This is a genomic window from Bacillus sp. 179-C3.3 HS (genome assembly GCF_047229225.1).
Lineage (GTDB): Bacteria > Bacillota > Bacilli > Bacillales > Bacillaceae > Bacillus.
This window is the reverse complement of sequence record NZ_JBFEFT010000004.1, coordinates 134,498-147,328: the sequence shown is the minus strand read 5'-3', so window position 1 is coordinate 147,328 and position 12,831 is coordinate 134,498. Positions and strand designations below refer to the sequence as shown.

The window sequence follows — 12,831 nt, the reverse complement described above, 5'->3', positions numbered from 1 at the left end:
GGTTTATGTGTACGTTTGAATCATTTTCATCGATTGTAGCATGTTGAGGTTTGAGCCATAAGGTGCATTTGTCCCTTTTCTTTTCAATCAAAAAAGCCGGTTTTATACCCGGCTTTCTGTTTCATATGAGTCAGCTTTTTTCTCTTCAATGGCCTGCTTGGCGATTTTTGATATGGTCATATCGTCCATTGGGGGGTTATGAAGTCCTGCACGAATGTCTCGATAATAGCGCTGTAGCGGGCAATCGAGGCTTAAGCTTTTGGCTCCGACGAGACGCATTGCTTTATCGACCACTTGCAAACTGTGATTGACGACTGTATGTTTCACAGCACCAAATTCATTGGCTAAAAGGGCTCTTTTCTCGGGCTGGGCATACAGTTTTGTTGTGGAATAGATGACGTGTCGTGCTTGTTTTAATCGTAAATCAATTTCTCCGATGAGTTGTTGCACATTTGGCAGGTCACTAATGGTTCCGCTAATACTGTTAGGTGAGTGTGTGATGGCATATTTTACAGCGTAGTCTCTTGCTGCTGTGCAATCCCTAAATAACAAGATGGAATATGGGCAATCCATGGATTTAGCGTACCGCCCCGAGGTCCTTTTTGCACTTCAACAAGCATCTCATCAGAGACGACCACCTGATCCAATATCAAATCATGGCTTTCCGTCCCTCTCATGCCAACGACATTCCAAGTTTCTTCTATAGAAACACCTTTCGTATCGCAATGAATGAGAAAGAATCCCATTGCCTCTTTTTCTTCTATCCAAACGCCTACTAAGAAATATGTGAGCGCCGGTGACATCGTTGTAAATGTTTTGCGTCCATGAATGATCCACTTTTCACCTGATTGAGTGGCAGTTGTTCCAGGTCTGCCGCCTCTTGTAGGGCTACCTGTCTGCGCTTCACTCACTGCCCGATTCACAAGAGCACCATTCTTGATTTCTTCGGCAAAGAATTGCAGTTGTTTTTCATTCCATTGTTTTTTTTCATAAATTTCGCCGACGACACCTTGATGCCAACCAATTGATAAAGCCGTCGCACCATCCATGCTTCCTAACGTTTCTTGAAACAGGACCATGTCAGCAACCGTTTGACCACCTCCGCCGTACTCAGGAGGTAAAGACAAGGCAGTATATCCCATGTCTACTAATGATTTGATGTTCTTTTTAGGAAAATATGCACCCTCATCATGGTCTTTTGCGGATTGTTCAATGCTTTCGCGAAGTGATTCTAGTTGATTCAACCATGTTTTTTGAAAATCTGTATCAACAAATAATGCTTTAGACAAAACGTATCCATCTCCTCTGTCTCTCTCAATCTATGATTATCCTAAGTATTCCAATCAGGATTAACAAAACATACTTTACTTATAGGAATTAGTGTGTTAAATTTTATCAATATTAAGTACATATGTCAAAGGAACGTGATGCATTTATGATCTCAGCTACTAATCTTCATAAATCTTATGGTCAGACTCAAGTATTAAAAGGAATTGATTTCACCGTTCAAGAGGGTGAAGTCGTCGCAATTATTGGACCAAGTGGATCAGGCAAAACAACCCTGCTTCGGAGTTTAAACAGCCTCGAAATCCCTGATAAAGGTGAGCTGACAATTGGGGACGCGACGATTCAATTTGAAGATTACCATAAAAAAGACCTTATCAAACTCAGACAACAATCTTCTATGGTGTTTCAACACTATCATCTGTTTCAAAATAAGCGAGCGCTTGAAAATATTACAGAAGGATTGATTGTGTCAAAAAACATGTCTAAAAAAGAAGCGGAAAAGATTGGTGAAGCCTTTTTATCACGCATTGGATTACTCCACAAAAAGGATGCGTTTCCGAGTGAATTATCTGGTGGTCAGCAGCAACGAATTGGGATTGCCCGTGCTCTTGCGATAAATCCTGCAGTCCTTTTATTTGATGAGCCAACCTCAGCACTTGATCCAGAAATGGTTGGAGAAATTCTTGAAATGATCAAAGACATCGCCAGACAAGGGATGACGATGGTCATTGTCACGCATGAAATTTCTTTTGCCAAAGATGTCGCAGATACGGTGATCTTTATGGCAGATGGTGAAATCATAGAAAAAGGGTCTCCACAAGAAGTGCTAGTAAAACCTACACATGAGCGAACGAAACAATTTTTGTCAAGAATTCATCATGGCATGTGGGAAAGTGCAGGACCGGAGGGAGACATATGAAACGTAAAACAGCATTTGCTGCCGCGAGTATCCTTCTGTCCCTCCTCACATTGATCGGTTGTAACAGTGTAAAAACGACGACCGATGATGGAAGGACAATAATCAAAGTGGCATTAAGTGCAGAAGTGAATCCACCTTTTTTGGCAACAAATGACCGAAATGAGCCGATTGGCTATAATATCGATTACTTAAATGAAGTGGAAAAACGATTGCCGCATATTCATTTTGATTACATTTTCGGAGAAGAAGAATCTAATTTAATTGGTGTCGGTGCAGGTAAATTTGAGATGGCAGCCAATTGGTTCTTCAGTAATCCCGAGCGTGAAAAACGTTTTCTTTATCCTAAAGTCCCTTATGGCTACTCAATGACTGGATTAATTGTCAATGAAGGAGATCAAGAGATCAATTCGCTAGACGATATGACATCAAAAAGGCTGGCTCCTGTCAGTCCTAGTGGCGGGTTACGATCCATTTTAAATGAATATAATGAAAAAAATCATCCGCCCATTCAGCTTACAACGATTGAAAGTCCGTCAAATGAACTGAATTTAAAGCGAGTAGAGAGCGGTCGATCGGATGCGGCTTTTATGAACATTTCCACCTTTGACACCATTCAAAAACATCTACAACTCAAAGTAAAAGTTGGTGGTATTGTCTCAAAAGAGCCCATTTATCTTGTTCTCCAGCCTAGCCAAAAGCAGCTAGCAGCACAATTGGATCAAGTCACACAAGACATGATCGATGATGGGACACTACCCGCGCTTGCTAAAAAGTGGTTTGGCGTCGATTTCTTTCAAGATATCGACTACATCTCAGAGCAAGGCTATCAATATGAAGAAAGGAAGGAAGCCTCATGACGTTTACAGCAGGAGATTGGCTGCGTATCTTTTTACAGGTAATTGAACGCCTGCCACTCACTTTTCTGATTATTGTGGTGTCATTGTTTTTTGCCATCATCATTGGACTGTTATTTGCATGCATCCGTATCAAACAAATACCAGTACTAAAACAATTGGCAGTGATTTATTTATCATTTACACGAAGTACACCTTTAATTGTTCAGTTATTCTTGATTTACTTTGGTTTGCCTCAGCTTTTATTAACGATTGGCATTCAAATCAATCATTGGGATCGTGTGTTATTTGTGATGATGACATTCTCATTACATACAGGCGCTTATTTATCTGAAGTATTTCGGAGTGCGTATTCTTCCGTTGGGAAAGATCAACTTGAAGCTGCCTACATTGTTGGGATGTCAGATACACAGGCATTCATCAGAATTATTATCCCACAAGCCTTTCTCATTGCACTGCCGAACCTCGGAAATTACACCATCGATTTGGTGAAAGACACAGCCATTGCATTTACGATCGGACTGATTGATATCATGGGACAAGTCAAGATCATTTTAGGAAATAACTACGGCATCGGGATGTTTGAAGTGTATGTGATCATTGCAATTGTGTATTGGCTGATCTGTATGGGCATCGAACTGATCACGATGCTGCTTGAAAAGAAATTTGTAAAGGGCCGTACGAGCCTGTCACGTTAAGGAGGCGATTGAATGCAGACCATTGATATTCAATTTGCGATTGATCAAATACCACATATTCTCAAAGGAGTCCCGTTTACGCTCATCATCGCCCTCGTTTCTATGGCGGTGAGCCTTCTGATCGGGTCGATCTTTGCTTTTATTCGTCTCTTTCGCATTCCTGTGCTTCGCCATTTTGTTACGCTTTATGTCTCATTTTTTAGAGGGACCCCTTTAATTGTTCAATTATTTGCTTTCTTTTACGGAATCCCATTTATTCTCACAAGCATGAATGAGCATTTAGGGCTATCCGTTCACCCAGATATCGTCAACCCACTGTCTGTTGCACTGATTGCATTTAGCCTACATTCAGCTGCACACTTAACTGAGGTCGTCCGTAGCGCCCTTCTTGCGGTCGATAAAGGTCAACTTGAAGCTGCAAAGATCGTTGGGATGACAACAAGACAAGCCATCTGTCGCATTATTCTGCCGCAAGCATTTGTGATCGCCATACCGAATTTAGGGAATCAGCTGATTCAGCTATTAAAAGCCACATCCCTTTCGTTTACGATTGGCGTGTTAGAAATCATGGGCATTTCTCGCATCATAGCAAATGATGGCTATCATTTTTTAGAAACATATCTTGTATCTGCTTTTATTTATTGGATGCTTAGCATCTTGTTTGAAGTAGCTTTTGCTTTGTTAGAGAAACGAGTCAGCGTATACGGGAAATCTCTTGGACGATAAAAAAAGTCGATTGGGTATTGGCACCTAATCGACTTTTCTCATTCATTTATTCACCTTTCTTTGGTGTGTTAAACAATTCTTTCGGTGCCGGTTTCAGCTTCGGTGCAGAGCCGAACACAACTGGTGCAGATATATATCTAAATTCCCCTTTTCCATCCATGCTTCGGCCATGAGCCCACCGGCCTTCTTTGCTTTCTTCTCCTCTTGAGAAGTTAAACAAATCGTATGACACTTGCTGCTTTTCTAATGAACGAGGGAAGGTTGTTGGCACGACCATATCACCTTCTCTTTCTTCTAATTCCTTAATGGCTGCAATCCACATATTTTGGTGATATGTATCACGAGCAAGGAGAAAGGAAAGCATGTCTTTGACGCCACGATCATCCGTCATTTCATACAGCCTCGCAACTTGGAGTCTTCCTTGTGCCTCTGCATTCAAATTGGCCCGAAAATCCGCCATTAAATTTCCGCTTGCAATGATATACTTGGCATTCCATGGATATCCCTGGCTATCTGCCGCCATCGCACCTAAACCGGAAACGATCGCATGTTGAGGATTCATCCCGCCCATAACAGCTGCAAGGGCCGGATCACTATGATACGCCTGTTCCTGTTCTTTGACGGGGGCTTGATCAAGTAAACGTGCGATCATCGTCGCGAGCATCTCAACATGACCAATTTCCTCTGTTCCAACATCGAATAATAAATCTCTATATTTTTGATCAGCTCGGCAATTAAAGCCTTGAAATAAATATTGCATCATGACGCTGATCTCTCCATATTGACCGCCCAACACTTCCTGGAGCTTTTTCGCATAAAGAGGGTCTGGCTTAGAAGGCTTTGCCTCATATTGCAGTTCTTTGATGTGATAAAACATGATGTCATCTCCCTTAGTCATAAACACCCTATTACTTATCACTATTCAAATGAATGTCTCTTTATGAAAAGCTCTGCTCGCATTTGTTGTTGATTGGAAGTTCTGATATTTATTGTCTGATCAAACGAATGTCCGGTACGTTTAACCTTGAAAAGTATACCTTGAAGCGTTTGTCAGTAATGATTCTACTCCATTAGGGTGATAAGGCATTAATTCATTTGCCCTTTGTATGCCGACCCACTTGACTTCCGAAATTTCATTTTTATCTTGTATTGAGATTTCTCCTTCTATGATTTTCGCAGCAAAAGTGATAAATAAGGCATGATGTCCTCTTTCTTTAAAAAATGCTTCGTTAACTGCTACAATGTTTTGTACAACGATTGATAAACCGGTTTCTTCCTTTGTCTCGCGGATAACTGCCTGCTCGAGAGTTTCCCCTTTTTCAACCGTACCACCTGGAAGAGACCAATCACTCCCTATGTTATGAACCATTAAAAGTTCTTCTTTCATTTCGTTATAAATGAGTGCATATGCAACATCTACCCTGATCATATTCTGTGATCCCCCTCAATTACGCAACTGGTTTAAATATCCATTCTAACATATAGACCTTATGACCAAAGGTAGGAATAACAGGTCTGACAAATTGTTTATTGGTGTGAAGGTATCAAGTATAGATCTCATCATTATTCACTTACTCTGACAGATAAACTCATTTTACTCGTTTTAAATCGGCTTCCTTTATCGAATCACCAGTAATTTCGAAGAGGTATTCTTTGTTCGTCATTAGTTCAAGTGTCATTTCTTTTAATGGTATTCTATTTCCCTCTTTACCTATTAACACAAATTCAAATGTTGATTCTCCTTCTAAATCAAAGTCTTCTTGATCAATATATTCTGTTCTAAGTGTATCTCCTTTTTGTATGTTGGAACCATCAGCATTACTTATACCGCCTGTCGTTTTATCAGTGCTGATTTCTATCGAGTAAAAATCAAAATTAGCATTATTTTTTATACTTAAAATCATGTTATTCTCATTTGGTTCCATAGATTGATCTGTACAAGCTGATAACAACATCACGATCAAAAATGACATTGATAAAAATAACGATTTCTTCATACATTCTTAACCCCTTATTAAATTTATTATTTGTTTATTTATTTTTGGGTATCCTTATCACTTTGATATTCAAGAATATCCCCAGGCTGACAATCCAAAGCCTTACAAATAGCATCTAAAGTGGATAATCGAATCGCTTTTGCTTTTCCATTTTTCAAAATAGAAATGTTAGCCATAGTGATTCCAACTTTTTCAGATAGTTCTGTTACACTCATTTTTCTTTTCGCTAACATCACATCGATATTAATTATAATTGCCACTGTGTTCACCTCAGATCGTTAAATCATTTTCGGATTTTATATCTAAAGCATTTTTTAATAATTTCTGAAGAACTGCAGTGAAAACTGCAATAACAACAGACGTGAAAATGATTATAAATCCGATAACTGCTATTCCTGGTTGGGAAGCGTTTTGTGACATAAGAAAGATAATCCCTATAACATATAAGATACTGATCGTCACTGCACAGTATTTTATATATTTTAAAGCCATGACAGACAATTCCGAGAACGCATGATGATGATCAATGTAATTTAAAAGTTTTAAAGCCTGATACAGGGCAATGAAAAATGGGATCGCTGTTATGTATAGCCCGATTAAAATGGGATATTGCAAATAAGCAAACTCAGGATACATTTCTGCGGTATCATTTGCTAACCATGGCAACATAAATATACACAAAGCAAGTACCGTAATCCCAATAAGAAAAACAGCAACCTTTAAAAAGAGCGTTGTTCCCCGTTTCATAAAAAACACCTCACTTATTTATCTTTCCTATTATCCTAATACAAAATTTATTGTTTTACAATAAATTGTTGTCATTACTTAATATATTATTGTTGTTATACTATTGTTTTTTTAAAAAATCATCTTCACAAGTTCCTTTTTACAAAGCATTGAATTCATTTGCAGCACTCTTGTTAGTTAGATTATGTTCTCATAACATTTCACCAAAATTTAGGCATCCATTGTTTTCAAACTCTTTAAAAAAAGTAATTCCACTATATATTCCGAAGACCAAAAAAAGAATGGCCTAAGCCATTCTCCTTTGTAGTTCACTATTCAGCACTGACCAATATTTTCACTTGGTCCTTTTCTTTCATTAATGTATGGAAGCCTTTCTCAATCACATCGTCTAGTTTGATTTTTTTCGTGACGAGTGTGTCTGCGGAGAAATAGCCTTTTCTCATTAAGTTGATGACAGATGGGAATACGTCTCTGTAACCGATAATTCCTTTGACTGTCCGCTCTTTCAGAACAATGTCATTCGGATGGATTTCTGCGCCTTGTTCCCAAATGCTCACAATGATCGTTTCGCCTGATATTGTCGTTGATTGGATCGCTTGTTTTAATACAACAGATACACCTGTTACTTCAAACGAAACGTCTACCCCACCATTCGTACGTCGCATGATCTCTTCCACGACATCTTCATATTGAGATGGATCCACAATGTTTGCCCCGAGCTCTTTTGCTTTATCTTGCCGTTCTTTTGATAGCTCAACGGCATAAATATCTGTCGCCCCAGCTGCTTTCAAAGCTTCAATGATCAGCAACCCAATTGGTCCGCAGCCAAACACAGCCGCTGTATCCCCAGCTTGAATTTGACTTGAACGAACAGCGTATAATGCCACTGCAGAAGGTTCTACAAGCGCGCCTTGTTCATATGACAATTCATCTGGTAATAGGTGAAGCAATTCTTCATCGACCGATACATATTCAGAAAATCCTCCGCCACCTCCGGCTAGTCCTAGAAAGCCCATGTTTTCGTCTAAGTTATAAGCACCTTGATGCCCATGCGTCGCAAAAATAGGTTCAACAACCACTCGGTCACCTACTTTGTACTGACTCACACCTTCTCCAACCTCCACAATCTCTCCAGAAAATTCATGCCCTAGTGTTACTGGCGCTTTTTCCTTTGTTAGTGGATGTGGTTCGTTTACAGGGATGAAGATAGGTCCCCCTAAATATTCATGTAAATCACTGCCACAAATGCCGCACCATTTCACTTTTAGTTTCACTTGACCTGGAGCAACTGTCGGTTCGTCAACTTCTTCTAAGCGAATATCTTTTTGAGCGTGCCAGCGTAGTGCTTTCATTTGTAAGACTCCTTTTTCCATTCGATTTGGATTTCATTCACTTACTTAAATAATGATAGCACATTTTCCCAGATCCAGCGTGCAACTTATTTAACATTTAATGGACGAAAAGTGACAAAACAGAGAAATAGGCAAATGAAAAGCATCGTTATAGAACCGAGCATAACAGACATTTGTACTGATAAAACATGAGCGGTTCCACCAGCAAGACCTGTCATCACCATGATGAGCACAGCTTCGCCTAAAGCATAAACACTCACCACTCTCCCCATCACCTCTACCGGAATATTCGTTTGATAGTAATTGATAAAACCTGTGTTGGCAAATGCTAAAAAGAATGCTAGAACGAAAAAGCCTACTGCAGCCACCACAAACGTACTAGATAAAGAAAAGATCAAATAGCCACATGCGACGAGTAAACTACCAATACCAAGCATGATAGACATCGGCAGTTTCTCCACCAATAACGAATTCACACATGCCCCTGCAATGATTCCCGCCCCAGCGATACTAACTAAAAGACCGTATTCTGCATCTGTCAGCAGGAGCACTTCCTTAGCAAAGGCCGTTTCAAGAGAATCAATGGCAGTCGGCACTACCGTAATGGCCGCACTACATAATAAATAAACAGCCATGACTTGGCGTGATGCTAGACTAAACCGAAGAACAAGTGTGGCATCTGCTTTTAACACTGAAATAGAAACACTGTTTTGATCATCATCTCGATTTTCTTGCTTTGCCAGTATGGGTAAACCCATCGTCAATAGTGCGGATAAGAGGAGACAGATCACATTCACATATATTGCCAAAACAGGTGTGCCGATAAGAAACAGCAAACCCGCAACCGCAGGTCCCAATAAAAAACCACCCGATTGTAATAATGCCCGAATGGCATTAAATCTTTTCCGTTGATTGATAGGAATTAGTCGCGTCATGTATACCATCGAAGCAGGATGAAAAATAGCTTGTGCCATATGAATGAGAAAAATGAATAGATAGACTATTTGCATGTGTCCTGATAATAAGGCAAATGGTAAACATGCAATAAAAATGGCTCGACATAGATCCAACCCCACCATGACATTCCGCTGATTCAACCGGTCAATGAAACTCCCTGACCAACTATTTGTCAAAAGAGTTGCGATTGGTTTCAGCATATAGACGGCTGTAACAGCTAGGACAGAACCCGTTTCTTCAAAGATCAGTAGATGGAGGGCAATCATATAAATCCATTCTCCTATGTTCGCAATGCCAACGGCTCCAAGCAACATACACATATCACGCCAATGTTTGGTCACGTATGATCCTCCTCTCCATAACATAAAAAAATCCCGCCCCCAAGACATTTCAGTCTTGAGGACGGGATTTACTCCGCGTTGCCACCTCAGTTCATTCACCTGTTACCAGATGAACCTTTACAGGTCATAATCAATCAACCATTCTCTGTAACGTGAGAACATCGCTACACCACCATCACATCCGAATCCGGTGCAGAGCTAAGAGGCTTGTTTCAATCACTCTTCCCAGCTCCTTCGCAGCTCACGGAGTTCTCTGTGTGGGATCGATATGATTTACTGATCTCTATAAACACTCGTATTTACTTTTATACGATCTTCAGCTGAATTGTTATATATTGTACTTTGCCGACAGATAGTCGTCAATACCTGTTTCAATTTAATCAACATAAATCATCTTTTTTGTCATCCCACCGTCCACAACGAGGTCTGTACCCGTCACAAACCGATTGTCTTCATCCGTTAGATAAAAACACGCTTTTACAATGTCCTTTGGGGTGCCCCACGATTCGATAGATGCTGTTGATGGTCGATTGGTCGAAGATTTTTTTCATCCTTCGTTTCAATCCAACCTGGCGAAATACTATTGACCGTAATATGATCGTGACTAAAAGAGACAGCCAATGCATGAGTAAGCGCTGATAACCCGCCTTTTGCTGCAGCGTACGCCTCCGTATGAGGTTCTGACATTGTGGCACGAGTGGATGAAATATTGACAATGGAGCCGCCTTTTTCATTTTCTTTCATATAACGGGCTGCCTCTCTCGCACATAAAAAAGCGCCTCTTACATTCGTCTGTAACACATGATCCCAATCATCTACCGTCAGATCATAAGGAGATGTCGTGCACATCACACCTGCATTATTAATCAAAATGTCAATCGAATCAAAACGCTGTTTGGCAAACGCCATCAAGCTTTGAATGTCCCGTTCTTGTTTTACGTCTGTTTTTTTAAAATAGACTTCATAGGATTTATTTCTAAGTTGCTCTTCCAAACGCTTGCCCTTTTCTTCATCTATATCTGCAAGCACCACACGAGCGCCTTCTTTTGCATAACTTGATGCGACACATGCACCAATACCATTGGCTGCGCCAGTGACAATGACTGTTTGATGCTGAAAGTTCACCGTTCATCAAATCCTTTCTACACAAGTTGCTGTCGTCTAGCATACCACTTTCATCAAATATCATGTACCGCAAAGAGTGTGGAAGTAGTCGGAATAATTAATACGATTTGATATTTCTCAATCCAACGATCATAAAAATGACCGTAAAAGCGCATAGGATCAAGGTATCACCTAATAAAAAACTTACAAGGGATCTCCCTGTAAGTTTTCCATTTGTACCACTTGATAAGGTTTATCTTGACACCATGCCATGCGGGTCAATGACAAATTTCTTCGCCACACCCGAATCAAAATCACTGTATCCCTTTGGTGCTTGGTCAAGATCAATGACCGTTGCATTAACGGCTTTGGCAATTTGCGCTCTGCCGCTTAAAATGGATTTCATTAGACTACGGTGATATTGCATGACAGGCGTTTGACCTGTCACAAATGTATGGGCTTTTGCCCAGCCAAGTCCGATTCTGACCTTTAGAGCACCCACTTTTGCATCCTCATCCACTGCGCCCGGGTCTTCTGTTACATAAAGTCCTGGGATACCGAGTTTACCGCCAACTTTTGTGACATCCATCATTGTATTTAATACGGTGGCAGGTGCTTCTCCTTGATCTCCATGACCAGAAGCTTCAAAACCAACACAGTCGACCGCACAATCGACTTCTGGTTCACCTAATATGTCAGTGATTTGTTCACCAATTCGATCATGTTTCCGTAAATTGATTGTCTCGCAGCCAAAGCTTTTGGCTTGCTCCAGCCTCCGCTCATTGAGGTCGCCGACAATCACAGTAGAAGCCCCAAGAAGCTGTGCAGAATGTGCTGTTGCAAGACCAACTGGTCCAGCACCAGCAATATAAACAGTAGATCCGGTCTTTACTCCGGCAGTATATGCACCGTGGAAACCTGTTGGGAAAATATCTGAAAGCATGGTCAAATCGAGTATTTTTTCCATCGCCTGCTCTTTGTCTGGAAATTTGAGCAGCTGAAAATCTGCATATGGCACCATGACATACTCTGACTGGCCACCGACCCATCCGCCCATATCGACATATCCATAAGCAGAGCCAGGGCGATCAGGGTTTACATTTAAACAAACATGGGTTTTTTGTTCCTTACACATCACGCATCGTCCACACGCAATATTAAATGGCACTGACACGAGATCACCTTTTTGTATAAACTCTACATCTCGTCCAACCTCAATGACTTCACCCGTAATTTCGTGACCTAGCACAAGTCCTTCAGGTGCAGTTGTGCGTCCTCTCACCATATGCTGGTCACTCCCGCAAATGTTCGTGGTGATCACCTTTAATATGACACCATGCTCACACTTCCGTCCAACATTGGCTTTAGGAACGCCTGGTCCATCTTTTAATACCAAATCAGGGTATCCAATATCCTCAACTGCTACATTTCCTGCCCCTTTATAAACGACACCTTTGTTTCCCAACATGTTTCCATTCCTCCCTTTTTGATCAAAATGAAGTCTCTACAATTTTCTCTATCCGCCCAGGTTTACCTTCTTTTTCCTGCATATTGGATCAAATAGGAGACGTCATCTGTTGAGGGTTTCAAAAATGGATCCAAAAATAAAAAATAAAAATTTGAAAAAAAGCTAAACTTTTACAAAACGGTGTCGATATAAGAAGTAAGCCAGACAGGTATCCTTAATCGACAAACAAATTCCTTATATATACTATCATTCCTTACACACCTGGCTGGCGCCTACATATGAATCAAAAGGCTTCTAAGTAAGAGCCTTCTACATGATAGACAAGGGTTCACATGTAACTCTTGTTTTTTTGTGTCATTGACTGAAAGTTTGCCTTCACAC

General features: G+C 40.5%; 12 protein-coding genes and 2 pseudogenes. 4 read left to right on the top strand and 10 right to left on the bottom strand.

The genetic code is table 11. From position 1 onward, the window contains the following. Window positions 1-102 precede the first annotated feature (102 nt). A pseudogene (locus AB1K80_RS04780) lies at window positions 103-1,289 on the bottom strand (acyl-CoA dehydrogenase family protein). A gap of 146 nt (window positions 1,290-1,435) precedes the next feature. On the opposite strand from AB1K80_RS04780, the gene AB1K80_RS04775 reads away from it, so the two are divergent. Genes AB1K80_RS04775 through AB1K80_RS04760 form a run of 4 tightly spaced genes read left to right on the top strand, consistent with a single transcriptional unit; the run spans window position 1,436 to window position 4,484 of the window. Beyond that, window positions 1,436-2,206 carry an amino acid ABC transporter ATP-binding protein gene (locus AB1K80_RS04775; protein WP_412855477.1) on the top strand — a complete coding sequence of 257 codons (771 nt, stop codon included), beginning with the start codon at window positions 1,436-1,438 and terminating at the stop codon, window positions 2,204-2,206. Continuing rightward, window positions 2,203-3,063 (top strand): amino acid ABC transporter substrate-binding protein, encoded by an 861-nt coding sequence (locus tag AB1K80_RS04770; RefSeq protein WP_412855476.1) that lies wholly within the window; start codon window positions 2,203-2,205, stop codon window positions 3,061-3,063. Before AB1K80_RS04775 ends, AB1K80_RS04770 begins: the two co-directional genes overlap by 4 nt. Continuing rightward, window positions 3,060-3,758 carry an amino acid ABC transporter permease gene (locus AB1K80_RS04765; RefSeq protein WP_412855475.1) on the top strand — a complete coding sequence of 233 codons (699 nt, stop codon included), beginning with the start codon at window positions 3,060-3,062 and terminating at the stop codon, window positions 3,756-3,758. The genes AB1K80_RS04770 and AB1K80_RS04765 overlap by 4 nt, the downstream gene beginning before the upstream one ends. A gap of 12 nt (window positions 3,759-3,770) precedes the next feature. Further along, window positions 3,771-4,484: an amino acid ABC transporter permease gene (locus AB1K80_RS04760; protein ID WP_412855474.1), complete on the top strand. Its 714-nt coding sequence runs from the start codon at window positions 3,771-3,773 to the stop codon at window positions 4,482-4,484. Window positions 4,485-4,530: 46 nt separating this feature from the next. Here AB1K80_RS04760 and AB1K80_RS04755 read toward each other — a convergent pair whose 3' ends face one another. The 9 genes and pseudogenes from AB1K80_RS04755 to fdhA form a co-directional block, all read right to left on the bottom strand. Then, the gene (locus tag AB1K80_RS04755; RefSeq protein WP_412855473.1) at window positions 4,531-5,361 is read right to left on the bottom strand and encodes a manganese catalase family protein; all 831 of its coding nucleotides are present in this window, start codon (window positions 5,359-5,361) and stop codon (window positions 4,531-4,533) included. Window positions 5,362-5,502: 141 nt separating this feature from the next. After that, window positions 5,503-5,913 (bottom strand): NUDIX hydrolase, encoded by a 411-nt coding sequence (locus AB1K80_RS04750; RefSeq protein ID WP_412855472.1) that lies wholly within the window; start codon window positions 5,911-5,913, stop codon window positions 5,503-5,505. A 160-nt stretch (window positions 5,914-6,073) separates the two neighbouring features. After that, on the bottom strand, window positions 6,074-6,481 hold the full coding sequence (locus AB1K80_RS04745; protein ID WP_412855471.1) for a hypothetical protein: 408 nt from the start codon (window positions 6,479-6,481) through the stop codon (window positions 6,074-6,076). A 38-nt stretch (window positions 6,482-6,519) separates the two neighbouring features. Next, on the bottom strand, window positions 6,520-6,741 hold the full coding sequence (locus tag AB1K80_RS04740; protein WP_412855470.1) for a helix-turn-helix domain-containing protein: 222 nt from the start codon (window positions 6,739-6,741) through the stop codon (window positions 6,520-6,522). Window positions 6,742-6,751: 10 nt separating this feature from the next. Further along, complete coding sequence (locus AB1K80_RS04735) at window positions 6,752-7,228, bottom strand: DUF2975 domain-containing protein (protein WP_412855469.1); 477 nt, start codon at window positions 7,226-7,228, stop codon at window positions 6,752-6,754. A gap of 311 nt (window positions 7,229-7,539) precedes the next feature. Then, the gene (locus tag AB1K80_RS04730; protein WP_412855468.1) at window positions 7,540-8,580 is read right to left on the bottom strand and encodes a 2,3-butanediol dehydrogenase; all 1,041 of its coding nucleotides are present in this window, start codon (window positions 8,578-8,580) and stop codon (window positions 7,540-7,542) included. Window positions 8,581-8,666: 86 nt separating this feature from the next. Continuing rightward, window positions 8,667-9,878 (bottom strand): MFS transporter, encoded by a 1,212-nt coding sequence (locus AB1K80_RS04725; protein WP_412855467.1) that lies wholly within the window; start codon window positions 9,876-9,878, stop codon window positions 8,667-8,669. A 460-nt stretch (window positions 9,879-10,338) separates the two neighbouring features. After that, window positions 10,339-11,003, bottom strand: a pseudogene (locus tag AB1K80_RS04720) (SDR family NAD(P)-dependent oxidoreductase); the annotation flags it as partial. Window positions 11,004-11,235: 232 nt separating this feature from the next. Continuing rightward, the gene (fdhA, locus tag AB1K80_RS04715; RefSeq protein WP_412855466.1) at window positions 11,236-12,450 is read right to left on the bottom strand and encodes a formaldehyde dehydrogenase, glutathione-independent; all 1,215 of its coding nucleotides are present in this window, start codon (window positions 12,448-12,450) and stop codon (window positions 11,236-11,238) included. Between the last annotated feature and the right edge of the window lie 381 nt (window positions 12,451-12,831).